29 protein-coding genes are annotated in these 24,962 nt (G+C 73.2%); 22 read left to right on the forward strand and 7 right to left on the reverse strand.

The window, feature by feature from the left end:
• Positions 1-55: 55 nt before the first annotated feature.
• Positions 56-223 carry a hypothetical protein gene (locus AB0A94_RS14555; protein WP_217136517.1) on the reverse strand — a complete coding sequence of 56 codons (168 nt, stop codon included), beginning with the start codon at positions 221-223 and terminating at the stop codon, positions 56-58.
• Positions 224-443: 220 nt separating this feature from the next.
• On the opposite strand from AB0A94_RS14555, the gene AB0A94_RS14560 reads away from it, so the two are divergent.
• From AB0A94_RS14560 to AB0A94_RS14575, 4 genes are all read left to right on the forward strand, one after another.
• Positions 444-1,652 (forward strand): NYN domain-containing protein, encoded by a 1,209-nt coding sequence (locus AB0A94_RS14560; RefSeq protein ID WP_361743985.1) that lies wholly within the window; start codon positions 444-446, stop codon positions 1,650-1,652.
• Between the two features lie 342 nt (positions 1,653-1,994).
• Entirely contained in the window at positions 1,995-2,969 is a 975-nt protein-coding gene (locus tag AB0A94_RS14565; protein WP_361744274.1) for an ABC transporter ATP-binding protein, read from the forward strand.
• Between the two features lie 80 nt (positions 2,970-3,049).
• Positions 3,050-3,871 (forward strand): ABC transporter permease, encoded by an 822-nt coding sequence (locus tag AB0A94_RS14570; RefSeq protein WP_361743988.1) that lies wholly within the window; start codon positions 3,050-3,052, stop codon positions 3,869-3,871.
• Positions 3,872-3,905: 34 nt separating this feature from the next.
• On the forward strand, positions 3,906-4,610 hold the full coding sequence (locus AB0A94_RS14575; RefSeq protein WP_361743989.1) for an AAA family ATPase: 705 nt from the start codon (positions 3,906-3,908) through the stop codon (positions 4,608-4,610).
• 158 nt (positions 4,611-4,768) lie between these two features.
• On the opposite strand, the gene ybaK is transcribed toward AB0A94_RS14575, so the two are convergent.
• The 4 genes from ybaK to AB0A94_RS14595 form a co-directional block, all read right to left on the reverse strand.
• Positions 4,769-5,272: a Cys-tRNA(Pro) deacylase gene (gene ybaK / locus AB0A94_RS14580; RefSeq protein ID WP_361743992.1), complete on the reverse strand. Its 504-nt coding sequence runs from the start codon at positions 5,270-5,272 to the stop codon at positions 4,769-4,771.
• 29 nt (positions 5,273-5,301) lie between these two features.
• Positions 5,302-6,042: an LON peptidase substrate-binding domain-containing protein gene (locus AB0A94_RS14585; RefSeq protein WP_361743995.1), complete on the reverse strand. Its 741-nt coding sequence runs from the start codon at positions 6,040-6,042 to the stop codon at positions 5,302-5,304.
• Between the two features lie 11 nt (positions 6,043-6,053).
• Entirely contained in the window at positions 6,054-7,130 is a 1,077-nt protein-coding gene (locus AB0A94_RS14590; protein WP_361743998.1) for a hypothetical protein, read from the reverse strand.
• Between the two features lie 190 nt (positions 7,131-7,320).
• Positions 7,321-8,898: an oxidoreductase gene (locus AB0A94_RS14595; protein WP_361744001.1), complete on the reverse strand. Its 1,578-nt coding sequence runs from the start codon at positions 8,896-8,898 to the stop codon at positions 7,321-7,323.
• Positions 8,899-9,091: 193 nt separating this feature from the next.
• On the opposite strand from AB0A94_RS14595, the gene hisD reads away from it, so the two are divergent.
• Genes hisD through hisF form a run of 8 tightly spaced genes read left to right on the forward strand, consistent with a single transcriptional unit; the run spans position 9,092 to position 14,820 of the window.
• A complete protein-coding gene (hisD, locus tag AB0A94_RS14600; protein WP_361744004.1) occupies positions 9,092-10,417 on the forward strand; it encodes a histidinol dehydrogenase in 1,326 nt (441 codons plus the stop codon).
• Positions 10,414-11,523: a histidinol-phosphate transaminase gene (locus AB0A94_RS14605; protein WP_361744007.1), complete on the forward strand. Its 1,110-nt coding sequence runs from the start codon at positions 10,414-10,416 to the stop codon at positions 11,521-11,523. The genes hisD and AB0A94_RS14605 overlap by 4 nt, the downstream gene beginning before the upstream one ends.
• Positions 11,520-12,113 (forward strand): imidazoleglycerol-phosphate dehydratase HisB, encoded by a 594-nt coding sequence (gene hisB, locus AB0A94_RS14610; protein ID WP_019525453.1) that lies wholly within the window; start codon positions 11,520-11,522, stop codon positions 12,111-12,113. The genes AB0A94_RS14605 and hisB overlap by 4 nt, the downstream gene beginning before the upstream one ends.
• Positions 12,114-12,115: 2 nt before the next feature.
• Positions 12,116-12,274, forward strand: coding sequence for a hypothetical protein (locus tag AB0A94_RS14615; RefSeq protein WP_030858893.1), 159 nt, complete (start codon positions 12,116-12,118; stop codon positions 12,272-12,274).
• A 4-nt stretch (positions 12,275-12,278) separates the two neighbouring features.
• Complete coding sequence (gene hisH / locus AB0A94_RS14620; RefSeq protein WP_361744010.1) at positions 12,279-12,920, forward strand: imidazole glycerol phosphate synthase subunit HisH; 642 nt, start codon at positions 12,279-12,281, stop codon at positions 12,918-12,920.
• Positions 12,921-12,924: 4 nt separating this feature from the next.
• Complete coding sequence (gene priA, locus AB0A94_RS14625) at positions 12,925-13,647, forward strand: bifunctional 1-(5-phosphoribosyl)-5-((5-phosphoribosylamino)methylideneamino)imidazole-4-carboxamide isomerase/phosphoribosylanthranilate isomerase PriA (RefSeq protein WP_344555890.1); 723 nt, start codon at positions 12,925-12,927, stop codon at positions 13,645-13,647.
• 16 nt (positions 13,648-13,663) lie between these two features.
• Positions 13,664-14,068, forward strand: coding sequence for a Rid family hydrolase (locus AB0A94_RS14630; RefSeq protein WP_073936538.1), 405 nt, complete (start codon positions 13,664-13,666; stop codon positions 14,066-14,068).
• Complete coding sequence (gene hisF / locus AB0A94_RS14635) at positions 14,065-14,820, forward strand: imidazole glycerol phosphate synthase subunit HisF (RefSeq protein ID WP_361744015.1); 756 nt, start codon at positions 14,065-14,067, stop codon at positions 14,818-14,820. The genes AB0A94_RS14630 and hisF overlap by 4 nt, the downstream gene beginning before the upstream one ends.
• 3 nt (positions 14,821-14,823) lie before the next feature.
• On the opposite strand, the gene AB0A94_RS14640 is transcribed toward hisF, so the two are convergent.
• Together AB0A94_RS14640 and AB0A94_RS14645 are read right to left on the reverse strand one after the other, a co-directional pair.
• Entirely contained in the window at positions 14,824-15,222 is a 399-nt protein-coding gene (locus AB0A94_RS14640) for a VOC family protein (protein ID WP_361744018.1), read from the reverse strand.
• 23 nt (positions 15,223-15,245) lie between these two features.
• Complete coding sequence (locus AB0A94_RS14645; RefSeq protein ID WP_361744021.1) at positions 15,246-15,881, reverse strand: TIGR03085 family metal-binding protein; 636 nt, start codon at positions 15,879-15,881, stop codon at positions 15,246-15,248.
• 172 nt (positions 15,882-16,053) lie between these two features.
• On the opposite strand from AB0A94_RS14645, the gene hisI reads away from it, so the two are divergent.
• The 10 genes from hisI (at position 16,054) to lgt (ending at position 24,791) form a co-directional block, all read left to right on the forward strand.
• On the forward strand, positions 16,054-16,437 hold the full coding sequence (gene hisI / locus AB0A94_RS14650; protein ID WP_361744024.1) for a phosphoribosyl-AMP cyclohydrolase: 384 nt from the start codon (positions 16,054-16,056) through the stop codon (positions 16,435-16,437).
• Between the two features lie 11 nt (positions 16,438-16,448).
• The gene (locus tag AB0A94_RS14655; RefSeq protein ID WP_361744027.1) at positions 16,449-17,942 is read left to right on the forward strand and encodes an anthranilate synthase component I; all 1,494 of its coding nucleotides are present in this window, start codon (positions 16,449-16,451) and stop codon (positions 17,940-17,942) included.
• A gap of 52 nt (positions 17,943-17,994) precedes the next feature.
• The gene (locus AB0A94_RS14660) at positions 17,995-18,636 is read left to right on the forward strand and encodes a TIGR02234 family membrane protein (protein ID WP_361744030.1); all 642 of its coding nucleotides are present in this window, start codon (positions 17,995-17,997) and stop codon (positions 18,634-18,636) included.
• 104 nt (positions 18,637-18,740) lie between these two features.
• A complete protein-coding gene (locus AB0A94_RS14665; RefSeq protein ID WP_217136480.1) occupies positions 18,741-18,992 on the forward strand; it encodes an HGxxPAAW family protein in 252 nt (83 codons plus the stop codon).
• A gap of 75 nt (positions 18,993-19,067) precedes the next feature.
• Entirely contained in the window at positions 19,068-19,505 is a 438-nt protein-coding gene (locus tag AB0A94_RS14670; protein ID WP_361744033.1) for a DUF2752 domain-containing protein, read from the forward strand.
• 120 nt (positions 19,506-19,625) lie between these two features.
• Complete coding sequence (gene trpC, locus AB0A94_RS14675) at positions 19,626-20,435, forward strand: indole-3-glycerol phosphate synthase TrpC (RefSeq protein WP_361744036.1); 810 nt, start codon at positions 19,626-19,628, stop codon at positions 20,433-20,435.
• Positions 20,436-20,767: 332 nt separating this feature from the next.
• Positions 20,768-22,051 carry a tryptophan synthase subunit beta gene (gene trpB, locus AB0A94_RS14680; RefSeq protein ID WP_361744039.1) on the forward strand — a complete coding sequence of 428 codons (1,284 nt, stop codon included), beginning with the start codon at positions 20,768-20,770 and terminating at the stop codon, positions 22,049-22,051.
• Positions 22,048-22,863 (forward strand): tryptophan synthase subunit alpha, encoded by an 816-nt coding sequence (gene trpA, locus AB0A94_RS14685; RefSeq protein WP_361744042.1) that lies wholly within the window; start codon positions 22,048-22,050, stop codon positions 22,861-22,863. Before trpB ends, trpA begins: the two co-directional genes overlap by 4 nt.
• Positions 22,864-22,961: 98 nt before the next feature.
• Positions 22,962-23,741, forward strand: a complete 780-nt coding sequence (locus AB0A94_RS14690) for a thioredoxin domain-containing protein (RefSeq protein WP_361744045.1) — start codon at positions 22,962-22,964, stop codon at positions 23,739-23,741.
• 93 nt (positions 23,742-23,834) lie between these two features.
• Positions 23,835-24,791 (forward strand): prolipoprotein diacylglyceryl transferase, encoded by a 957-nt coding sequence (gene lgt, locus AB0A94_RS14695; protein ID WP_361744048.1) that lies wholly within the window; start codon positions 23,835-23,837, stop codon positions 24,789-24,791.
• Positions 24,792-24,962 lie beyond the last annotated feature (171 nt).

Genomic DNA, 24,962 nt, shown 5'->3' on the forward strand with positions numbered 1-24,962 from the left:
CGGTGGGTGCGCCCCTCTTCATGTGCCCGGGCCGTGACGGCCCGCCGTGCGGATGTCAGTTGTGGCCGAAGCGCTTCTGCCGGCCCTTGCCCTGGCCGACCTCGCCGGGTACGACCTGGGTGGTGCGCTGCTCGTCCGGCGTCTCCATCGTGGACGGCTGGGCCGCCCGCTGGGCGCGTTGGGCCTGCGGCTGCTTACGGTCACGGTTCTTGTTCTTGGCCATGGTGGTGCCTCCTGTGGGGGACTAGGGGCCAGGGCCGGGACCAGATTCACATGGCCCGATAACGGGCGCATGTCGGACAATTACCGTGTGTGACCGGGGTGATCGGGGGAGAAGTGTGGAAACGCCACGCCGAAGATCGAGTTCGGGCCGTTAACCCCGGCGTGGTCGGGCAGACTCGAAGCAAGCCCGAAGCAAACCTCCCGGAAAGAGGGTGGACCGCGTGGACCGCTGCATCGTCCTGGTGGACGCCGGGTATCTGCTGGGGGCCGCCGCCAGTCTCCTCGCCGGGGAGCCCTCGCGATCCCGCATCACCGTCGACCACGCGGCCCTCATCCAGGGGCTGCGGGAGCGCGCCGAGTCCGAGACGCGTCAGCCGCTGCTGCGCATCTACTGGTTCGACGGCGCCCCCGACCGCGTCCCGCAGCCCGAGCACCGCAGGCTGCGCGTGATGCCCCGGGTCACCGTCCGGCTGGGGGCGCTGACCCGCAGCGACGGCCGCTGGGCGCAGAAGGGCGTCGACGCCGCGATGCACGCCGAGCTGACCGAACTGGCCCGCAACCGCGCCTGTTCCGACATCGTCCTGGTCACCGGGGACGGCGACCTGCTGCCCGGCATGATGGCCGCCAAGGAACACGGCGTCGCCGTCCACCTGTGGGCCGTGCAGGCCGCCGACGGCGACTACAACCAGTCCGAGGACCTGGTCGCCGAGGCCGACGAGCGCCGGGTGCTGGACCGGGCGTGGATCACCCGGGCCGTACGGGCCAAGGAGCAGACCGGGGTGTGCGCCCCGCCGCCCGTGCCACGGCCCGAGATCGCCGCGATCCTCTCCGCCCCGCTGCCGGAGTCCGCGCTCGGCGCGACGGCCGAGCGGACCGTCCAGGAGCCGCGGCACCCTGCCGCCGCCGGGCACAACGGCACCGCCGAGCGGGCGTCCACGGCCAAGGGCGTACCCACCCCCAAGGACCTGGCCGCACTGCGCGGCCCCGGTCCGCACCCGCCCCAGCAGCCCGCCTCCGCCACCCTGCGCTGGTCCTCCGACAAGGGCTGGGTCGACCGGCCGGCCGCCGAGCCGCCGGAGGCGGCCTCCATGCCGACGCTCGCCCAGCTGACCACGGCGGAGCAGCGGTGGGCCGACCGCGAGGAGGACATCACCACCGTCGGCGGGGACCCCTTCGAGGTGGGGCAGGTCTTCGCCCGGCGCTGGGTGGAGCGGCTCGGCGACCAGGGCCACATCCAGAAGCTGTCCGGCATGTACCCCCGCATCCCGCACCGCGTCGACGGCGAGCTGCTGCGGTACGCGGCCCGTTTCGGTCTGCTCGCCCACAAGGACGACCAGATCGACGAACGTGACCGTTACGCCATCCGGGCGGGCTTCTGGCGGGAGCTGGACCTGCGCACCGGTACGGAACGGGCTCCCGCCGGGGAGTGAGCGGGCGGTGCGCGGCTCCGCACCCCCGGGGCGCCGTCCCCGCGCCCCCGGGGCGCCGTCCCCGCGCCCCCGCCGGGGGGCTCCCGGCCTGCGCCCACCCACCATCCGGCTCGGTGGGCCGGAAGGTGGGACACGGCCCTGGCGCGCGGGGGTGCTGTCCCGGCTCGGGGGGCGAGAGGCGGGCCGTGGCCGCGGCAGGGCCGGCTTGACGGTCCGGTGGGTGGTCGGGGCGGGTTTGTGGGCACCGGGGTGACCCGAGGGCGGGTCGGGGTCGTGGACCCCGTAGGCTCGTCCCTTGTGAGTACGCGCGCGGCACAGGGATTCCGGCACGGTGGTGACGTCGTGTGTGCGGTGCGCGGGCTGACCAAGACCTATCCGGCGGTGCGCGGCCGGCGCGGGGTCCCCGCGGCGCCCGAGGTCCGGGCCACCGACGACGTGGGGCTCGACATCCGGCGCGGCGAGATCTTCGGACTGCTCGGCCCGAACGGCGCCGGCAAGTCCACCCTGGTACGCCAGCTGACCGGCCTGATGCGGCCCGACAGCGGCAGCGTGGACATACTCGGCCACGACATCGTGCGCCACCCCGAGCGCGCCGCGCGCATCCTCGCCTACCTCGGCCAGGAGTCCAGCGCCCTCGACGAGCTGACCGTGTCCCTCGCCGCCGAGACCACCGGCCGGCTGCGCGGGCTCGACGCGCGCCGGGCGCGGGCCGAGCGGGACGACGTCCTGGACGAACTGGGGCTCGCCCCGCTCGCCGGGCGCCCGCTGAAGAAGCTCTCCGGCGGCCAGCGCCGGCTGGCCTGCTTCGCCGCCGCGCTGGTGGGGGCCCGCCCCCTGCTCGTCCTGGACGAGCCCACCACCGGCATGGACCCGGTGGCCCGGCGCGCGGTGTGGTCCGCCGTCGACCGGCGCCGCGCCGAGCACGGCACCACCGTGCTGCTGGTCACCCACAACGTCATCGAGGCCGAGACCGTGCTCGACCGGGTCGCCGTGCTCGACCGGGGCCGGGTCATCGCCTGCGACAGCCCGGCCGGCCTCAAGGAGCGGGTCGCCGGCGAGGTCCGGGTCGATCTGGTGTGGCGCGAGGCGGCACCCCTGCACGTCCCCGAGGTCGCCGCGCTGCGGGACCGGGTCGTCGAGTCGGGCCGCCGCTGGACCCTGCGGCTCGCGCCCGAGGAGGCCCGTACGGTCGTCGCCACCGTCACCGGCGGGGCCGCCTTCGCCGCGCTGGACGACTTCACGCTGGCCACGCCCAGCCTGGAGGACGTCTACCTGGCCCTGGGCGGCGCCGTACGACAGGGACTGGTGAAGGCGTGAGCACACGGGCCGCGGCATCCGTACGGAACAGGGCCGCAGTGGTTCCGGGCGAACCTCCGAACGAAGGGGAGCAGCACGACGTGAGTGTCGTACCCGCCGATGTCCTGCCGGGCGGCGCCCTGGCCGTGGAGGAGGCCGCGCCGGAAGCAGCCGAGCTCGGCCCCCGGGCACGGCTGTGGCCGTCGCTGGCGGCCGTGTACCGGGCGCAGCTGTCCCGGGCCCGGGTCGCGCGGATACCGCTGCTGTTCGTGGCGACCTTCCAGTCGGTCGGGATCATGGTCCTGATGCGCGGGGTCGTGGACGGCGGCGGCGAGGCGCAGGCGGTGGTCGCCGGCTCGGCGGTCCTGGTCGTCGCCTTCGTCGCGCTGAACCTGCTCGCCCAGTACTTCGGGCAGCTGCGGGCCAGCGGCGGGCTCGACCACTACGCGACGCTGCCGGTGCCGCCGGCGGCGGTGGTGCTGGGCGCGGCGGGCGCGTACGCCTCGTTCACCGTGCCGGGGACCGTGGTGACCGCCGTCTTCGGGTGCGTGCTGTTCGGGCTGCCCCTGGCGCACCTGTGGGTGCTGGCCGCCGTGATCCCGCTCGCCGGGGCCGCGCTCGCCGGACTCGGTGCGGCGCTCGGCCTGCTCGCGCCCCGTGCGGAGCTGGCCACGCTGCTGGGCCAGCTCGGCATGTCGGCCGCACTGCTGCTCGGTGTGCTGCCGGCGGAGCGGATGCCGGAAGCGGTGCGTCTCGCCCGGGACCTGCTGCCGTCGACGTACGGCGTCGAGGCCTTCGCACGGACCTTCGGACCGCATCCCGACTGGGCGCGCGTACTCGGTGACCTCGCCGTGTGCGGGGGCGTCGGCGTGATCTCGCTGGCCGTCGCGACCTGGGCGTACCGCAGGGCAGCCGTCCGGTGACGCGCCGCACAGCCGGGCCTGGCACGATGGCAGGGTGAGCGCACCTCTGACACCACCACCCCCTCCGCACGAGCGTTCCGCGCGGGACGTGTGGCAGCCGCCGTCCGACGGGCGGACGGCGGCCACGGCTCCGCACGCGGACGGGACCGGGCACGCCGGGGACCCGCGGCACGGCGGGTGGGACGAACAGGACGGCCCCGGGATGAAGGCGGAGATACGTGAGGCCGCCGTGACCGCGGTGGCGGTGGCGCTCGGCGGGGTGCTGCTCGGGGTGCTGTGGTGGTGGCTGGCGCCGCGCGTGCCGTACGTGGGTGACGTGGTCGGCGACAACTGGGTCGTGTACCTCAAGGACTCCGAGGGTGAGCAGGGCATCGGGGTGGACGGCACGTTCACGCTGCTCGCGCTGGGGTTCGGCGCGGTGAGCGCGCTCGCCGTGTTCCTGGTGCGGAGGCGTGGGGGCGTGCCGTTGGTGGTGGCGCTGGCGGTCGGCGGGCTGCTGGGGTCGGTGCTGGCCTGGCGGCTCGGGGTGTGGCTGGGGCCGGCTTCGGACGTGCTCGCCCAGGCGAGGAGCGTGGGCGAGGGGGTCCCGTTCGACGCGCCGTTGACGCTGAGTGCGAAGGGGGCGCTGCTGGCGTGGCCGTTCGCGGCGCTGGTGCTGCATCTGGGGCTGACGGGGCTGTTCGGGCCGCGGGATCCGGAGCAGTTCCCTGCGGGGGCGTACGGGGTGCCGGGGGCGTAGGTCGCCGGGTGCCCCATGTGGGTGCCGGCCGGGGGGCGGGTCGCGCTGCCCGGCGCTTGCGGGGTGCCGTCGCGCCCGCCCGTGCCGCCCTGCGGCACGATTGCCCGCGGGTACGGCCGAGCGGTGCGGCTGTGCCTGCCCGCGGGTACGGCGGGGCGCTACGGGCGGCCGATGGGGGCCAGGGTGGCCGATGTCAGGGTGGTCAGGTCGTCGGGGGAGAGCTCCACCTCCAGGCCTCGGCGGCCCGCTGAGACGCAGATCGTGGTGTGCGTGGTGGCCGACTCGTCCAGGACCGTGGGGAGTTTCTTGCGCTGGCCCAGGGGGGAGATGCCGCCGCGGACGTAGCCCGTGGTGCGTTCCGCCAGTGCCGGGTCGGCCATCGCGGCCCGCTTGCCGCCCACCGCCGCCGCGAGGGCCTTCAGGTCCAGCTGCCCCGCCACCGGCACCACCGCCACCGTCAACGCGCCGTCGACGTCCGCCACCAGCGTCTTGAAGACCCGGTCCGGTGAGACCCCCATCGCCTCGGCCGCCTCCTCGCCGTAGGACGGGTGGGAGGGGTCGTGGTCGTAGGAGTGCACCGTGAACGGCACCCCGGCCGCGGTGAGCGCCACCGTCGCGGGCGTGCCTCCCGACTGCTGCTGCTTCTTGGACTTCTTCGCCATCCCCGCCTGTACCCCCAGTGATTCGTACGTCAGTTGAGACTCGTCGGACCGCGTGTCAGCTCCGCGGCCGGCAGCGACGGCAGATGACGGATGACGGCCGTCTCCGCGCGCAGCAGCCTCAGCTCGTCACGGAGCCGGGACGCGGTGTCCGGCGCCTGGAGCAGCCGCTGCTTCGTCGGCGTGTCCAGCATCATCGCGGCCGCGACCAGATAGGAGACCACACCCGGCTCGTCCGGCAGGTCCGCGCCGGTCGTCAGCGACCGTTCCCGCGCCCCCGCCAGCCGCTTCTGGTACTGGCGGAAGGACCGCAGCACCCCCTCGGCCAGCGCCCCCGCCCCGTCGCCGGGATCCTCGGCCAGCGGCTCCGACTCGGCCGTCAGATACGGCCCCGAGGCGTCGACGGACAGCAGCCGCACCCGGGTCGTACCGGTCGCCAGCACCTCGAAGGTGCCGTCGGCCCGCTCCCGGATCGTCGCCGCGTCGGCGACACAGGCCACCTTGTGGAAGGCGCGCAGCGGATCGGTGCCGAAGCCCGCCGCCGGGCCGCGTGCGGGCACGGCCGTCGGATCGGGCATGCCGGGCGCGCTCGGCGCCACCTCGTGCCCGTCGCGGATCGCCACGACGGCGAACCGGCGCGGCTCGTCCTCCGGGGTCTTCAGCAGCTCGCGCATCATGGCGCGATAGCGCTCCTCGAAGACGTTGAGCGGAAGCACGAGCCCCGGGAACAGCACCGTGTTCAGGGGGAAGAGCGGGAGCCGGACGGTCGTCACGAGCCAAGAGCCTAATGGTCGCCGAAGCGGAGTCGACCTCCCCGCTCATTCCTCGGCCGGTCGAGGACCGGTGCCGGGGAGCCGGGACCCGGCTCGGGAGAGCCGGACGCGACCGCCGCGCACACGCCCTGACGGACCTCCAGGAACCGGCCGAGCGGGTCGTCCGCGTCCCGGTCCCAGGGGAAGGAGGTCGCGTACGGGCCGGTCAGCCGCAGCTGCTCCAGGGCGTCCCGCCGGCGTCCCAGCCGGACCAGGACGTACGTCAGCAGATTGCGCAGCTCGGCCGGCCAGGGCTGGCCCGCCGGCAGCCGGGCGGACAGGGCCACGGCGCGGTCGGCCGCCGCCTCGAGCCGTTCGCGCGCCACCTCGGGACCGCAGCGGTCGGTCAGGTAGCCGAACGCCGCCCGCAGCGGCAGCGCCTGGGTGAGCGAGTCCTCCGGCGCGTCCTGCGCGGCCAGGTCCGCGAAGGTGAAGCACTCGTGGTGCGAGCCGTGCCACGAGGACGCCAGGTAGCGCAGGGCCGCCACATGACAGCCGTGGTGGTGCGGGGCCCGCCGGACCGCCGCCTCCCACAGCTCCTCGAAGTACGTGTGCCCGGCGCGTGCGCCACGGGCGTGGTCCAGGGCGAGCCGCCAGGGCACCGGATCGCGGTTGTCCGCCCGGGCGGCGGCCGTGATCAGCGGGCTCACCTCGCGCAGCAGCTCGGCCCGGGCCGGTGAGCCCCAGGCGCGGTCCACCGCCCGCTGGGTGTCCACCAGCAGCCCGTCGGGGTCGCGCGGGTCGCGGGCGCGCCAGGTGTCCAGCCACTCGGGGCGCGAGCGCGCGAAGGCGGCCAGCCGCCGCACGTACCGGTCGCGGTGCTCCCAGGCGCCGGTGCGCCGGGTGACGGCGAGCAGTCCGGCGGCGGGCGCGTGGTCACCGCCCGCGGCCCCGACCAGCGCCGGGCCCAGCAGATCGTCGGGTGCGTCGAGCAGCACCTCGTCGTCGGCGGGCAGCACGACGGGGACGGGGGACGTGGCGCCCGTCGTCTTTCCTCGCACCCGGGAGGTACGGGTGAACCCGTGCAGCAGAGCCATGGTGTCGACCATTGAAAGACCGCAGGTCACAGCGGCGCCAGAGGCGACACGGAAGTCGTGGAAGGTTGTACGGGGCTCGGTCAAGGCCCGGCAAAAAGCAGAGTGCTTTTCACCTTGCGCGGGCCTCTCACGCCCCCCGGTCACCGGTGGTCACGGAGGTCGCCGCGTACCCGGCCACGTCCATCGCGACGCACGTCCATCGCTACGTACGCCGCAGGGTCCGCGTCGCCCCCGCTGCCACCGTCGTCGCCAGGATCCAGCCCAGCAGGACGAACGCGGCCGACAGCCACTGCCAGCCGCCGCGCAGCTGCCAGAAGCCGACCTGGCCGAGGTCGATCACCGGCAGCAGCAGGTCCAGGGTGAACAGGGGCGGGTTCCACGCGGGGTGCTCACCGCTCTTGAGGGGCGGAGGATCGGCACGCGCGAAGGCCAGCGAACCGCCCGCCCACAGGACCGCCATCCACACCGCGGCCCGGCCCGGCCGGTATCCGTAGGCGACCGTCCAGTCCTGTACGTGACCCCACAGCTTGGCCGCGATCGGCAGGCTCTCGCGGCGCCGGCGCTGCTTGGCGAGCAGCACCTCGCGGGCGTCCTCGTCCTCCCCGCCCTCCCGCAGCACGGCGGCCAGCCGCTCGTACGGTTCCGGGTTGTACTCGGCGCTCGCCGCGTCCACCCAGCGCAGCCGCAGCGCCAGCGGGAACGGCCCGCGCGGCACCAGGTTCTCGTAGGTGAAGCCGCCCATGTGCAGCCGGCCGGGGCCGGGCCAGCTGTCCGCCCGGTCCATCAGGTTGACCACCCGCGCCCCCGACAGCACGACCCTGCCGCGCACCGGCCGGTCCCCGAGGAAGCGCAGCTCCGGCGTCTGCACCCGGCGCAGCGACAGCTCCTGCTCGTCGGTGAAGGTGAACCGGGCCCCCTCGAAGTCGACCGCGTCCCCGAACCGCCCGTCGTCAAGGCGCACCCCGCCCCGGCACTCGAACCGCTGGATCCGCGTCCCGCGCGCCGGTGTCATCCCGCTGCGCGCCTGGGCGCCCACCCCGGCCGGGGTCAGGTACAGCGAGCGCTCCACGGTCAGCTGCGGCGCGTTCAGCGCGAGCCGGGTGTACGGGTTGTCCAGCCGGGCCCCGCGCAGGCTCAGCGAGACGCCTATCGTCGCGCTGCGCAGGCTCAGCTCGCCGTGCGACTCCAGCATCTCCGCCTGCAGGTCCTGGCCGACGTTCATGCCGTCGGCCGCCATCGAGCGGCCACTGCGGTCCCGGTGCACGATCGCCTGGTTGAGCAGCAGATCCGTACCGATCCGCGCGTCGGTGAGCCGTATGCCGCCCAGGAACCGGCAGCGCGGCAGATGCAGATCGCCCTCGGTGTGCAGCCGGGCCGCCTCCAGGCGCGGTATCGAGCAGTCCACCATCCGCACGGTCGTGAAGCGGGCCTCCGGCAGCAGCACGTCCCGCTCGAAACGGCAGGCCCGCATCTCCAGGTACGGCACCACCGTGCCGCCCGCCAGGTCCAGCGCGCCGCTGATCTGCACCCCGACCAGCTTCAGCGACGAGACCCGGCCGGCCAGCGCGGGCGGCCCGTCCAGCAGCAGCCAGCACACGACACGGGCCCGGACCGTCCGCTCGGGACCCCACGGATGTCCTCCGTGCGGATCGTCGACGACCGTGTCCCCGCTGCTCAGGTCGTACACGCTGCCGTTGCGGAAGGCCTGCCACATCCCGGCCTCCGTGGCGGTCAGGTCCTCCGGTGGCTCTCCGCCGCCCGGTCCCACCCCCTCGGTCACGGAACTCCCCTCCTCCTCACGTACTCGTCGGTTCGTCCCTTCGTACAACCGTTCATGCCCGGTGGGGTGACCGCTTGAACACGGAAAGTGAAGGGGATCTCGGATGTGTGTGCGGACCGTCACCACGGGTGGGTCGTATCAGCCATTGGAACGGCCGGACGGCCCACCGCGCGGGTCTGAGAGAATTGAGCACGTGATCTCCCGAATCGATCTGCGCGGCGACGCCCTCCCCGAGGGCCCCGCCCTGCGCGACCTGCTGCCCCGAGCCGACTTCGACGTCGCGGCCGCCCTGGAAAAGGTGCGGCCCATCTGCGAGGACGTGCATCATCGGGGCGACGCGGCGCTGATCGACTTCGCCGAGCGGTTCGACGGCGTCCGGCTCGACCGGGTACGGGTCCCAGCCGCCGCCCTCGAGCGCGCGCTGGAGGAACTCGACCCGGCCGTGCGCGCGGCCCTGGAGGAGTCCATCCGCCGCGCCCGGCTCGTCCACCGCGCGCAGCGCCGCACCACCCACACCACCCAGGTCGTGCCCGGCGGCACGGTCACCGAGAAGTGGGTCCCGGTCGACCGCGTGGGCCTGTACGCGCCCGGCGGCAGGGCCGTCTACCCGTCCTCCGTGATCATGAACGTGGTGCCCGCCCAGGAGGCCGGCGTCCCGTCCCTCGCGCTCGCCTCCCCGGCCCAGGCCGAGTTCGGCGGCCTGCCGCACCCGACGATCCTCGCCGCCTGCGCCCTGCTCGGCGTCGACGAGGTCTACGCGGCCGGCGGCGCCACCGCCGTCGCGATGTTCGCGTACGGCACCGAGTCCTGCCCGCCCGCGAACATGGTCACCGGCCCCGGCAACATCTGGGTCGCCGCCGCCAAGCGCTACTTCACCGGGAAGATCGGCATCGACGCCGAGGCCGGGCCGACCGAGATCGCGGTCCTCGCGGACTCCACCGCCGACCCGGTGCACGTGGCCGCCGACCTGATCAGCCAGGCCGAGCACGACCCGCTGGCCGCCGCCGTCCTGGTCACCGACTCCGCGGAGCTCGCGGACGCGGTGGAGAAGGAGCTGGAAGCGCAGGTCGAGGTCAGCAAGCACATCGACGAGCGGATCGTCCCGGCCCTGTCCGGCCGCCAGTCCGCGATCGTCCTGGTCGACAGCGTCGAGGAGGGCCTGCGGGTCGTCGACGCCTACGGCGCCGAGCACCTGGAGATCCAGACCGCCGACGCCGCCGCCCTCGCCGACCGGGTGCGCAACGCGGGCGCGATTTTTATCGGTCCCTGGTCCCCGGTCTCCCTCGGCGACTACGCGGCCGGCTCCAACCACGTGCTGCCCACCGGCGGCTGCGCCTGCCACTCCTCGGGCCTGTCCGTGCAGTCCTTCCTGCGCGGCATCCACATCGTCGACTACACCGAGGACGCGCTGGCCGAGGTCGCGCACCACGTGGTCACGCTGGCGGAGGCGGAGGACCTGCCCGCGCACGGCGCGGCGATCAAGGCGAGGTTCGGCTGGAAGGTGCCTGAGAACAAGTGAGCTTCGGAATCGACGACCTCCCCGTACGGGACGAGCTGCGCGGCAAGTCCCCCTACGGCGCGCCCCAGCTGGACGTCCCCGTACGGCTGAACACCAACGAGAACCCCTACCCGCTGCCCGAACCGCTGGTCGAGCGGATCACCGAGCGGGTCCGCGAGGCCGCCCGGCACCTCAACCGCTACCCCGACCGGGACGCGGTCGAACTGCGCACCAGGCTGGCCGAGTACCTGACGAAGACGGCCGGCCACCCGGTCGCCGTCGAGAACGTGTGGGCCGCCAACGGCTCCAACGAGGTCATCCAGCAACTGCTGCAGACCTTCGGCGGACCGGGCCGCACCGCCATCGGCTTCGAACCGTCGTACTCGATGCACGGCCTGATCTCGCGCGGCACCGGCACCGGCTGGATCTCCGGGCCCCGCAACGAGGACTTCACGATCGACCTCGCCGCCGCGGAGAAGGCGATCGCCGAGCACCGGCCCGACGTCGTCTTCGTCACCACCCCCAACAACCCCACCGGCAACGCGGTCCCGCCGGAGACGGTCCTCGCGCTGTACGAGGCCGCCCAGGCGGCCAAGCCGTCGATGGTGGTCGTGGACGAGGCGTACATCGAGTTCAGCCACGGCGACTCGCTGCTCCGGCTGCTCGACGGACGGCCCCACCTGGTCGTCTCCCGCACCATGTCGAAGGCGTTCGGCGCGGCGGGCCTGCGCCTCGGCTACCTCGCCGCGCACCCGGCGGTCGTCGACGCCGTCCAGCTGGTCCGGCTGCCGTACCACCTCTCGGCGGTCACCCAGGCGACCGCGCTGGCGGCCCTCGAACACACCGACACGCTGCTGAAGTACGTCGAGCAGCTGAAGGCCGAGCGCGACCGGCTGGTCGCCGAACTGCGCGCCCTCGGCTACGACGTCACCGAGTCCGACGCGAACTTCGTCCAGTTCGGCAGGTTCGAGGACTCCCACGCGGCCTGGCGCGCGATCCTCGACCGGGGCGTCCTGGTCCGGGACAACGGCGTACCGGGATGGCTGCGGGTCACCGCGGGCACCCCGGCCGAAAACGACGCGTTCCTCGACGCGGTACGTGACTTCAAGAAGGAGCAGAGCGCATGACCCGCGTAGGACGCGTGGAACGCACCACCAAGGAGACGTCCGTCCTCGTCGAGATCGACCTCGACGGCACTGGGAAGACCGAGATCTCCACCGGGGTCGGCTTCTACGACCACATGCTCGACCAGCTCGGCCGGCACGGTCTGTTCGACCTGACCGTGAAGACCGAGGGCGACCTGCACATCGACTCCCACCACACCATCGAGGACACCGCCCTCGCGCTCGGCGCCGCCTTCAAGCAGGCGCTCGGCGACAAGGTGGGCATCTACCGCTTCGGCAACTGCACGGTCCCGCTGGACGAGTCCCTCGCCCAGGTCACCGTCGACCTGTCCGGCCGCCCCTACCTCGTGCACACCGAGCCCGAGAACATGGCGCCGATGATCGGCGAGTACGACGTGACGATGACCCGGCACATCCTGGAGTCCTTCGTCGCCCAGGCCCAGATCGCGCTGCACGTGCACGTGCCCTACGGGCGCAACGCGCACCACATCGTGGAGTGCCAGTTCAAGGCCCTCGCCCGCGCCCTGCGCTACGCCTCCGAGCGCGACCCCCGCGCGGCCGGCATCCTGCCCTCCACGAAGGGCGCGCTGTAGGCATGAACGGTCTGTCCACCGTCCTGATCGTCGTCGGCCTGTTCTTCGTCGGCGGGATCATCTCCTTCGTCAAGCAGAAGATGCCCACGAGCCTCATCGTGCTGCTCTCCATCGGCGCCGTGATGTGTCTCGGCACGGGGCTCCTGAGGCTGGAGGTGTGAACCCTTGAGCACCACCAAGAAGGTCGTGGTCTTCGACTACGGCTTCGGCAACGTCCGCTCCGCCGAGCGCGCCCTCGCCCGCGCGGGGGCCGACGTCGAGATCACCCGCGACTTCGACGCGGCCATGAACGCCGACGGGCTGCTGGTGCCCGGCGTCGGCGCCTTCGCCGCCTGCATGCAGGGCCTGAAGGAGGCGCGCGGCGACTGGATCGTCGACCGCAGGCTGTCCGGCGGCCGCCCGGTGATGGGCATCTGCGTCGGCATGCAGATCCTCTTCGCGCGGGGCATCGAGCACGGCGTGGAGTCCGAGGGCCTCGACGAGTGGCCCGGTTCGGTGGAGCCGCTCCAGGCCGAGATCGTGCCCCACATGGGCTGGAACACCGTGGACGCCCCGGCCGGCTCCGAGCTGTTCGCCGGCCTCGACGCGGACGCCCGCTTCTACTTCGTGCACTCCTACGCCGTCCACGACTGGACGCTGGAGACGACGAACCCGGCGATGCGCGCCCCGCTGGTCACCTGGTCCACGCACGGCAAGCCCTTCGTGGCGGCCGTGGAGAACGGCGCCCTGTGGGCCACCCAGTTCCACCCCGAGAAGTCCGGCGACGCCGGTGCCCAGCTCCTCACCAACTGGATCGGAACCCTGTAGAGACATGGCCAAGCTCGAACTCCTCCCCGCCGTCGACGTCCGCGACGGCCAGGCCGTGCGCCTGGTGCACGGCGAGTCCGGGACGGAAACCTCGTACGGCTCCCCCCTCGAGGCCGCCCTCGCCTGGCAGCGCTCGGGCGCCGAGTGGCTGCACCTGGTCGACCTGGACGCCGCGTTCGGCACCGGCGACAACCGCGCGCTGATCGCCGAGGTCGCCGGGGCCATGGACATCAAGGTGGAGCTGTCCGGCGGCATCCGCGACGACGACACCCTCGCCGCCGCCCTCGCCACCGGCTGCACCCGGGTCAACCTCGGCACCGCCGCCCTGGAGACCCCCGAGTGGGTGGCCCGGGTCATCGCCGAGCACGGCGACAAGATCGCCGTCGGCCTCGACGTACGCGGCACCACCCTGCGCGGACGCGGCTGGACCCGCGACGGCGGCGACCTCTACGAGACGCTGGAGCGCCTGAACAAGGAGGGCTGCGCCCGCTACGTCGTCACCGACATCGCCAAGGACGGCACCCTCCAGGGCCCCAACCTGGAGCTGCTGAAGAACGTCTGCGCCGCCACCGACCGCCCGGTGGTCGCCTCCGGGGGCGTCTCCTCCCTGGACGACCTGCGCGCCATCGCCGGGCTCGTCCCGCTCGGTGTCGAGGGCGCCATCGTCGGGAAGGCCCTGTACGCCAAGGCGTTCACCCTGGAAGAGGCCCTGGAGGCCACCTCTTGAAAAAGGACACAGCCCGATGACATCCGATGCCGTACGGCGCGTGCAGGGCACGAATCCCTGGGAGGAGACCCTCGGCTCCGCACGTGCCGTGGCGGCGGGTGACCGCGTCCTGGTGGCGGGCACGACCGCGTTCCGGGGCGATGTGCTGTACGGGGAGGGCGACCCGTACGAGCAGGCCAAGGTGGCCTTCACCAGCGCGCTGGAGGCGATCGGCGAGTTCGGGCTCGGCATCGAGTCCGTGATCCGCACGCGCCTCCACCTCGCCCACGCGCGGGACGTCGACGCGGCCGGACGCGCCCACAAGGAGCTGTTCGACGCGGTGCGCCCGGTCACCACCCTGCTGGTGGTCGAGGGCTTCGTCGACTCGCGCGTGCTGGTCTCAGTGGAACTCGAAGCATTCAGAGGAGCCGTGACCTCATGACCCTGGCGGTCCGAGTCATCCCCTGCCTGGACGTGGACAACGGCCGGGTCGTCAAGGGCGTCAACTTCCAGAACCTGCGCGACGCGGGCGACCCCGTCGAGATGGCCAAGGTGTACGACGCCGAGGGCGCCGACGAGCTGACGTTCCTGGACATCACCGCCTCGTCCGGCAACCGCGAGACGACGTACGACGTGGTGCGCCGCACCGCCGAGCAGGTGTTCATCCCGCTCACCGTGGGCGGCGGCGTCCGCACCGCCGAGGACGTGGACAAGCTGCTCCGCGCGGGTGCCGACAAGGTGGGCGTCAACACGGCGGCCATCGCCCGGCCCGAGCTCATCCGCGAGATCGCCGAACGCTTCGGACGGCAGGTCCTGGTGCTGTCGGTGGACGCCCGCCGCACCGGGTCCGGGACCTTCGAGGTCACCACGCACGGCGGTCGCCGCGGCACCGGCATGGACGCCGTGGAGTGGGCGCACCGGGCCGCCGAGCTGGGCGCGGGCGAGATCCTGCTCAACTCCATGGACGCCGACGGCACCAAGGACGGCTACGACCTGGAGATGATCACCGCCGTCCGGGAGCACGTCACCGTCCCGGTGATCGCCTCCGGCGGCGCCGGGAAGCTGGCCGACTTCCCGCCCGCGGTCGCGGCGGGCGCGGACGCCGTGCTGGCCGCCTCCGTCTTCCACTTCGGCGACCTGCGCATCGGCCAGGTCAAGGAGACGCTGCGGGGCGCCGGTCACCCGGTGCGGTGAGGCTCAGCCGGTCGGCTGGGCCAGCTGGACGAGATTGCCGACCGTGTCGTCCAGGACGGCGGCGAGCACCGGACCCTGCTCCTGCGGGTCCTGGACGAAGTGGACGCCCTCCCCGCGGAGCCGTTCGAACTCCGCGCGGAGGTCGTCCACGGAGAACACGATCGCGGGCAGCCCCGCCTCGCGCACCGCCCTGCGGTACGGCTCCGCTATGGGCCCCTGCCCCGGCTCCAGCAGTAGCTCCAGGTCCCGCTGGGCGCCCTCCTTCGCGCCCACGGTGACGAACAGCGTGCCGCCGCCCAGATCCATGTGGGTACGGGTCTCGAAGCCGAGGACATCGGTGTAGAAGGCGTGCGCCTTCGCCACGTCGTCGACGTACACGCTGGTCATGGCCACTTTGATCACGGGCTGCGCCTTTCGGGTGCGGATCAGATGCCGAGCTGTTTGGTCTCGCGCAGCTTCGCGATCGCGTTCTCGTCGCCCTCCAGAGCGACCTTGGCGGCGCTCTGCCGGCCGTAGGCGAACAGCACCAGCTCGGACGGCTCCCCGATCACCGTGACCACCGGGGTGCCGCGGTGCGCCACCACCGTCCGGCCGTCCGGACGGCGCAGCACCAGGCCCGTCGGCGCCCCGCGGCCCATCAGCCGGGCGGAGCGCTCGAGCCGCGACCACAGGACGTCCTGGAACACCGGGTCGAGCTCGCGCGGCGTCCAGTCGGGCCGGGCGCGGCGCACGTCCTCCGTGTGGACGTAGAACTCGACGACGTTCGACAGCTCGTCGACCTGCTTGAGCGAGAAGGGCGAGAAGCGCGGCGGACCCGTCCGGATCAGCTGGACCAGCTCCTCGTACGGCTTGGCGGCGAACTCCGCCATCACCCGCTCCAGACGCGCCGCCAGCTGCTTGACCAGCATGCCGCCGGCCGCGTCGGGGCGGCGCTCGCGCACCACCACGTGGGCGGCGAGGTCCCGGGCCGTCCAGCCCTCGCACAGGGTCGGGGCCTCGGGACCCGCGGTCTCCAGCAGATCGGCCAGGAGAAGTCGTTCACGCTTGGCATGGGTCGACATGCGAGCCAGCCTACGGCCAGGCGGAGGGTCCGCCCACCCGTCACCCGACCCCCGTCCCTCAACGAGCCTCCCCCAGTGCCTGAACGGCCTGGGGGCACCCCCAGCGCGCCACTGCTTCCAATCAGTGGACGTCCGCGCGGGGGCACCGGCTCCGCGCGGCACAATGGTCCGCATGACCAGCACGCCCCGGCCCAGCCGCCTCGACCCGGAGATCGCCGCGCGGCTCAAGCGCAGCTCCGACGGCCTCCTGCCCGCCATCGCCCAGCAGTACGACACCGGAGAGGTGCTGATGCTGGGCTGGATGGACGACGAGGCGCTGCACCGCACGCTCACCACCGGCCGCTGCACCTACTGGTCGCGCAGCCGCCGGGAGTACTGGGTCAAGGGCGACACCTCCGGCCACTTCCAGTGGGTCAAGTCGGTCGCCCTCGACTGCGACGCGGACACCGTGCTGGTCAAGGTCGACCAGGTGGGCGCCGCCTGCCACACCGGCGCCCGCACCTGCTTCGACGCCGACGTCCTGGCGGTGGCGGACGCCCCCGGCCCGGATCAGTAAGGTCTGCCGCCATGGACCTCGAGACGTTCCGCAAGCTCGCCACCGACCGCCGGGTCATCCCGGTCACCCGCAAGCTCCTCGCCGACGGCGACACCCCGGTGGCGCTCTACCGCAAACTCGCCGCCGAGCGCCCCGGCACCTTCCTGCTGGAGTCCGCCGAGAACGGCAGGTCCTGGTCCCGGTACTCCTTCGTCGGGGTCCGCAGCGCCGCCGCCCTCACCGAACGCGACGGCCAGGCGCACTGGGAGGGCACCCCGCCCGTCGGCGTCCCCGTGGACGGCGACCCGCTCGCCGCGCTGCGCGCCACCCTGCAGGCCCTGCACACCCCGCGCGACCTCGCCCACGACCTGGGCCTGCCGCCCTTCACGGGCGGTCTGGTCGGCTACCTCGGCTACGACATCGTGCGCCGCCTGGAGAAGGTCGGCCCCGGCGAGCGGGACGACCTGAGGCTCCCCGAGCTGACCATGCTGCTCACCAGCGACCTCGCCGTCATGGACCACTGGGAGGGCGCCGTCTGGCTGATCGCCAACGCGATCAACCACAACGACCTGGAGACCGGCGTCGACGAGGCGTACGCCGACGCCGTGGCCCGGCTCGACGCCATGGAGGCCGACCTCACCCGCGCGGTGGCCCAGCCGCCCGCCGTGCTGCCGCCCTCCGAGCTGCCCGAGTACACCGAGCTGTGGGGCGGCCCCGACTTCCGGCGGGCCGTGGAGGACATCAAGGAACGCATCCGCGCGGGGGAGGCCTTCCAGGTCGTCCCCTCCCAGCGGTTCGAGACGCCGTGCACGGCGAGCGCCCTCGACGTCTACCGGGTGCTGCGGGCCACCAACCCGTCCCCGTACATGTACCTGTTCCGCTTCGACGGCTTCGACGTCGTCGGCTCGTCCCCCGAGGCGCTGGTGAAGGTCGAGGACGGGCGGGCCATGGTCCACCCCATCGCCGGCACCCGGCACCGCGGCGCCACCCCGCAGGAGGACCAGGCCCTCGGCGACGAACTGCTCGCCGATCCCAAGGAGCGCGCGGAGCACCTGATGCTCGTCGACCTCGGGCGCAACGACCTCGGCCGGGTCTGTGACCCCGGATCCGTCGAGGTCGTCGACTTCATGTCCGTCGAGCGGTACTCGCACGTCATGCACATCGTCTCGACGGTCACCGGCCGGGTCGCCGCCGGCCGCACCGCGTTCGACGTGCTCACCGCCTGCTTCCCGGCCGGCACCCTCTCCGGCGCGCCCAAGCCCCGCGCGCTGCAGATCATCGACGAACTCGAGCCGTCCCGGCGCGGGCTGTACGGCGGCTGCGTCGGCTACCTCGACTTCGCGGGCGACTCCGACACCGCGATCGCGATCCGTACCGCGCTGCTGCGGGACGGCACCGCGTACGTGCAGGCCGGAGCGGGGATCGTGGCCGACTCCGACCCGGTCGCGGAGGACACCGAGTGCCGCAACAAGGCGGCGGCGGTGCTGCGCGCGGTGCACACCGCGAACCGGCTGGGAACGGCCTGAGGGGCGTCCGAGGCGAACCCCGGGTGTCGGTTCACCCGGGGTTCAGGCGATAGTGGAGGGCGTGACTGCTGTACCCACCCCCCGTTCCGAGGCCGCCGGCTCCGCCCGCGGCGGCCGCCTCAGCCTTGCCGTCGCCCTGCTGTGCGGCGCCCTGGGCGCGGCCGTGGCCCTGCTCGCCACCCGGCAGCAGTGGTCGGAGGGCACCGCCACGGTGGCCGGCGGCGCGTTCCCCCTGACCGCGAAGGGGAGCGACGTCACGGGCGTGCCCGCCGCCCTGGCCGTCGTGGGGCTGGCCGCGCTGGTCGCGGTGTTCGCCGTGCGCCGGGCCGGCCGCCTCGTCGTCGCGGCGCTGCTGGCGCTGTCCGGAGCGGGCACGGTGGCGGCGGCGCTGCTCGGGGCGTCGGACAGCGGGGCGCTCGACGAGAAGGCGGCCCAGGTGTCGGGGGACACCTCCGCGACCGTGGACGCCCTCAGCCACACCGCGTGGCCGTACGTGGCCGCCGTGGGCGGTGTCCTGCTGCTGCTGGCCGGCCTGCTCGCCCTGCGCTACGGCCGCCTCTGGCCGGCCATGTCCGGCCGCTACGAACGGGGCGGCGCGCCGCGCCCGCGCCGCAGGCCCGTGTCCGTCGACCCCGACCGTCCGGAGGACCTCTGGAAGGCCCTGGACCGGGGCGAGGACCCGACGGGCGCGTGACCGCGCGACCGCGCGCCGCACCCCCGCTCACCGTCGGCGCGCGGGTGCGGGACAATGAGACCGAGCGTCTGCTCAGACACGTACACAGCAACGAGGAGCAAGCAATGGCGGGCAGCAGCCACGGTCACACCCCGGCCGCCTGGACCGGTGTCATCATCGCCTTCATCGGTTTCTGCGCCGGGGGCGCCTTCATGGTGATGGACCAGCCCGTGGGCTTCTGGGCCAGCATGGGCCTCGTCCTCCTCGGCGGTGTCGTCGGCGCCGTCATGCGCGCGATGGGCATGGGCCAGCCGAAGAGCAACCACCCCGTGCACCAGGTCACCGGCGACCGCACGCCGGCCCGCGCCGAGGGCTGAGCACCGCGGAGCACTCCGCACGGGGGCGGGCCCGGCACGGCGCCGGAGCCGCCCCCGAGCCGCGTCCGGGGCACAATGCACGGCGTGAAAGCTCCCATCCCCGGCGCGCCCCCCGGCCGGGCCGCCCGGCTGGCCGTCCCCGCCGGGCTGCTCGCCGCCGCGGCCGGGGCCTTTGCCTACGTCGGGGCCGTGGACCCCAACGAGCCCGGCCACTACCCCGCCTGCCCGCTGCTGCGCCTCACCGGCCTGTACTGCCCCGGCTGCGGCGGACTGCGCAGCGCGCACGCCGTCGTCCACGGCGACCTCCCGGCCGCCCTCCAGGCCAACGCGCCCGCCGTCCTCGGCTACGCCGTCTGCGCCGTGCTGTGGACCGTCTGGGTGGTCCGCGCGGTGCGCGGCGGGCCGCCGCCGCGGATCGATCCGCCGCCGGTGCTCCTGTGGTCCCTGGGAGCGCTGCTGCTGGCTTTCACGGTGGTCCGGAACCTGCCGTTCGGTGGCTGGCTGCATCCCTGACCGGCAGGCGAAAGTCCAGGTGGGAGAAGCGACGCCAACCTGGATGCGGGGCATCCGCCCCGCTGCGGATACCATCGCAGTGACCAGTGAAGACCGTCCGTCAGGAAGGGGGCCGCTCGCGTGAGTGTGCTCGACGAGATCATCGAGGGAGTCCGTGCCGACCTCGCGGAGCGGCAGGCGCGCGTCAGCCTCGACGAGCTCAAGGAGCGTGCGGCGAAGGCTCCCGCGGCCAAGGACGGCGCGGCCGCCCTGCGCGGCGACGGCGTCAAGGTGATCTGCGAGGTCAAGCGCTCCAGCCCGTCCAAGGGCGCGCTGGCCGCGATCGCGGACCCGGCGGGACTCGCCGCCGACTACGAGGCGGGCGGCGCGGCCGTCATCTCCGTCCTCACCGAACAGCGCCGCTTCGGCGGCTCGCTGGCCGACCTGGAGGCCGTCCGCGCGCGCGTGGACATCCCCGTGCTGCGCAAGGACTTCATCGTCACGTCGTACCAGCTCTGGGAGGCCCGCGCGTACGGCGCCGACCTCGCGCTGCTGATCGTCGCGGCCCTCGACCAGCCGGCCCTGGAGTCGCTGATCGAGCGCGCCCACTCCATCGGTCTCACCCCGCTCGTCGAGGTGCACGACGAGGACGAGGTCGAGCGCGCGGTCGACGCGGGCGCCAAGGTCATCGGCGTCAACGCCCGCAACCTCAAGACCCTCGAGGTCGACCGCGGCACCTTCGAGCGGGTCGCCCCCGAGATCCCCGACACCCTGGTCAAGGTCGCCGAGTCCGGCGTCCGCGGGCCGCACGACCTCATCGCCTACGCCAACGCCGGTGCCGACGCCGTCCTGGTCGGCGAGTCCCTGGTCACCGGCAAGGACCCGAAGACGGCCGTCTCCGACCTGGTGGCGGCGGGCGAGCACCCGGCACTGCGGCATGGCCGCGGCTGATCCAGCCCCGGTAGGCTGACCCCGATGACCGTCCCGATCACCCTGGCGTCCAGGGACCCGTACGCGCGCCTGGCGAGAGGCTGCCGTCCACGCGGCTGCCGCGCCCCGGCACGCAGGGTCCACGGCCGCCGAGTCCGGTACGTGATCGGTGACGAACCCGGGCAGGTCAACGGCATGCGATGGCAGCGCCCTGCTCCTTAGGGGCGCGGGGCTGTACCGGATACGCGACTCCGTCGCGTGAGCGCGACGAGCCACGACGGGCCCGCAGCGGCCCGGCAACCCCCGCCCCCACGGCGAAAAGTGCCCCGACACACTTACCGTGAGGTACCCGCATGCCCAGCAACTTCTTCATCCCCGACCCGGAGGGTCACGTCCCCACCGCCGAAGGCTACTTCGGCGCCTTCGGCGGCAAGTTCATCCCCGAGGCCCTCGTCGCGGCGGTCGACGAGGTCGCCGTCGAGTACGACAAGGCCAAGTCCGACCCCGAGTTCGCCCGGGAACTCGACGACCTCCTGGCCGACTACACCGGCCGCCCGAGCGCGCTCACCGAGGTCCCCCGTTTCGCCGAACACGCCGGCGGAGCCCGGATCTTCCTCAAGCGCGAGGACCTGAACCACACCGGCTCACACAAGATCAACAACGTGCTCGGCCAGGCCCTCCTCACCAAGCGCATGGGCAAGACCCGCGTCATCGCCGAGACCGGCGCCGGCCAGCACGGCGTGGCCACCGCCACCGCCTGCGCCCTCTTCGGCCTCGACTGCACGATCTACATGGGCGAGATCGACACGCAGCGCCAGGCCCTCAACGTGGCCCGGATGCGGATGCTCGGCGCCGAGGTCATCGCGGTGAAGTCCGGCAGCCGCACCCTGAAGGACGCCATCAACGAGGCGTTCCGCGACTGGGTCGCCAACGTCGACCGCACCCACTACCTCTTCGGCACGGTCGCCGGCCCGCACCCCTTCCCGGCGATGGTGCGCGACTTCCACCGCGTCATCGGCGTCGAGGCCCGCCGCCAGCTCCTGGAGCGCGCCGGACGCCTGCCCGACGCCGCGATCGCCTGCGTCGGCGGCGGCTCCAACGCCATCGGCCTCTTCCACGCCTTCATCCCGGACACCGGCGTACGCCTCATCGGCTGCGAGCCGGCCGGACACGGCATCGAGAGCGGCGAGCACGCGGCCACCCTCACCACGGGCGAGCCCGGCATCCTGCACGGCTCCCGGTCCTACGTCCTCCAGGACGACGAGGGCCAGATCACCGAGCCGTACTCGATTTCGGCCGGCCTGGACTACCCGGGCATCGGACCCGAGCACTCCTACCTCAAGGACAGCGGCCGCGGCGAGTACCGCGCGGTCACCGACGACGCCGCCATGCAGGCCCTGCGCCTGCTGTCGCGCACCGAGGGCATCATCCCGGCCATCGAGAGCGCCCACGCCCTCGCCGGCGCCCTGGAGGTCGGCCGGGAGCTGGGCACGGACGGGCTGATCGTGGTCAACCTGTCCGGCCGCGGCGACAAGGACATGGACACCGCCGCCCGCTACTTCGGGCTGTACGACACCGACGCCGAGGTCGCCGCCGACGAGGCCGGCACCGCCGAGATCGAGGGGGACGCCAAGTGAGCGGGAACGTGCGGCTGCTGGACGACACCCTCGCCGCGGCGAAGGCCGAGGGCCGCTCCGCCCTCATCGCCTACCTCCCGGCCGGGTTCCCGACCGTGGACGGCGGCATCGAGGCGGTCAAGGCCGCCCTGGACGGCGGCGCCGACGTCGTCGAGGTGGGGCTGCCGCACAGCGACCCCGTCCTGGACGGCCCGGTCATCCAGACCGCCGACGACATCGCCCTGCGCGGCGGCGTGAGGATCGCCGACGTGATGCGCACGGTCCGCGAGGCCCACGCGGCCACCGGCAAGCCGATCCTCGTCATGACCTACTGGAACCCCATCGACCGCTACGGCGTCGAGCGGTTCACCGCCGAGCTCGCCGAGGCGGGCGGCGCCGGGTGCATCCTGCCCGACCTGCCCGTGCAGGAGTCGGCGCTGTGGCGGGAGCACGCGGAGAAGCACGGGCTCGCCACCGTCTTCGTGGTCGCGCCCAGCAGCAAGGACGAGCGGCTCGCCGAGATCACCGCGGCCGGCAGCGGCTTCGTCTACGCCGCCTCCCTGATGGGCGTCACCGGCACCCGCGAGTCGGTCGGCGCGCAGGCCGAGGACCTGGTGCGGCGCACCCGCGCCACCACCGACATCCCGGTCTGCATCGGCCTCGGCGTCTCCAACGCCGCCCAGGCCGCCGAGGTCGCCGGCTTCGCCGACGGCGTGATCGTCGGTTCCGCCTTCGTCAAGCGGATGCTGGACGCCCCCGACGACGCGGCCGGCGTCGAGGCCGTGCGCGCGCTCGCCGGTGACCTGGCCGAGGGGGTACGCCGGCAGGTGTGACCGACCGGGGTGTCCGCAGGTAGTCATACGGGTCCCTCGTACGGGTGGACCTGGGACCGGGGAGGCGCGGTGCGCCTCCCCGGTTCGTTCTGCGGGGTGTGAGCGAGAAGAACCGTGAGGGAAAGCGCACCGCCCGGGAGCGGATGGCGGTCGAGCGTGAGAAGCAGAGGACGGCGGAGAAGCGGCGCCGCGCCCTGATCGTGGGCGCGAGCGTGCTCTGCGTCCTGGGGCTCGCGGCGGTGATCGGCGTCGTCGCCGCCAATTCGGGCGGGGACGACGAGACCGAGGCGGCCGGTCCCGTCGTGGCGCCCTCCGGGGCCCTGGGCAAGGACGGCCTCGCCATCCCGGTCGGCAAGGAGAGCGCCAAGGCCACCCTCGAGGTGTGGGAGGACTTCCGCTGCCCGGCCTGCAAGGTCTTCGAACAGAACTACAGCCCCACCATCCACGAGCTGACCGACTCCGGCCAACTGAAGGTGGAGTACCACCTGGTCACGCTGATCGACAACGGCATGGGAGGCACGGGCTCCCGCAACGCGGCCAACGCCGCCGCCTGTGCCCAGGACGCCGGGAAGTTCGCCGCGTACCACGACGTGCTGTTCGAGAACCAGCCGATGGAGAGCGACGACGCCTTCGCCGACGACGACAGGCTGATCGAGCTGGCCGGCAAGGTCGACGGACTCGACACCCCCGCCTTCCGCACCTGCGTCGAGGACGGCACGCACAACAGCTGGGTCGCCAAGTCCCACGAGGCGTTCCAGAAGGGCGCCTTCACCGGCACGCCGACGGTGATGTACGAGGGCAAGAACATCAACCAGGACCGCTCGATGACCCCCGAGAAGTTCAAGCAGATGGTCCAGGAGGCCGACAAGGGACAGTGACGCCCCGGACCGATCGTCCGGCGGTCCTGTTATGGAGCCGTAGCCGGACCGCCTGCCGTGCGGCCGGTCCGGCACGGTAGCGTCGACCCTGCCATGGAACTTGCCTACATTCCCAGCCCGTCGAGCGGAGTGCTGTACCTCGGCCCCGTTCCGCTGCGCGGCTACGCGTTCTGCATCATCATCGGCGTCTTCGTTGCCGTCTGGCTCGGCAACAAGCGCTGGATCGCCCGGGGCGGGCGGGCCGGCACGGTGGCCGACATCGCTGTCTGGGCCGTGCCCTTCGGCTTGATCGGCGGCCGGCTCTACCACGTGATCACGGACTACCAGCTGTACTTCAGCGAGGGCCGGGACTGGGTGGACGCCTTCAAGATCTGGGAGGGCGGCCTCGGCATCTGGGGCGCGATCGCGTTCGGTGCGCTGGGCGCCTGGATCGGCTGCCGCCGCCGGGGCGTCCCGCTGCCCGCCTACGCCGACGCCGTCGCGCCGGGCATCGCCTTCGCCCAGGCGATCGGACGCTGGGGCAACTGGTTCAACCAGGAGCTGTACGGCCGGGCCACCGATCTGCCGTGGGCCGTGGAGATCACGTCCTCCGCCGACGGGCGGGAGCCGGGCACGTACCACCCGACGTTCCTGTACGAGTCGCTGTGGTGCGTCGGTGTGGCGCTGCTGGTGATCTGGGCGGACCGGCGGTTCCGGCTCGGGCACGGACGGGCGTTCGCGCTGTACGTCGCCGGGTACTGCGCGGGGCGGTTCTGGATCGAGTACATGCGCGTCGACGAGGCGCATCACATCCTCGGGCTGCGGCTGAACAACTGGACGGCGCTCCTGGTGTTCCTGCTGGCGGTGCTGTACATCGTGCTGTCGGTGCGGAAGCGGCCGGGGCGGGAGGACGTGGTGGAGCCGGGTGCGTCCGGTGATGAGGTCGCCTCCGGCGGTGAGGCGGATGAGGCCGAGGGCGACTCCGCCGAGGGCGTGGAGAAGGACGAGGCTGAGTCGTCGGACTCTGCCGAGGGCGCCAAGGACGGGGCCGGGTCGGCGAAGAAGAGCTGACGGTTCGCTGTACGACACCGAGGGCGTCCGGGTTTTCCGGGCGCCCTCGGTGTGTGGGGCGGGGGACGGTCGCGCAGCCCGGCGATTGCGGGGTGCCTCCCCCACTCTCGACTTCGCTCGAGCGGGAGGTACCCCCACCGCCCACCCGTGCCGCCCTGGGGGTACCTCCCA

Origin of the sequence: Streptomyces sp. NPDC044984 (assembly GCF_040646935.1) — a bacterium.
GTDB lineage: Bacteria > Actinomycetota > Actinomycetes > Streptomycetales > Streptomycetaceae > Streptomyces.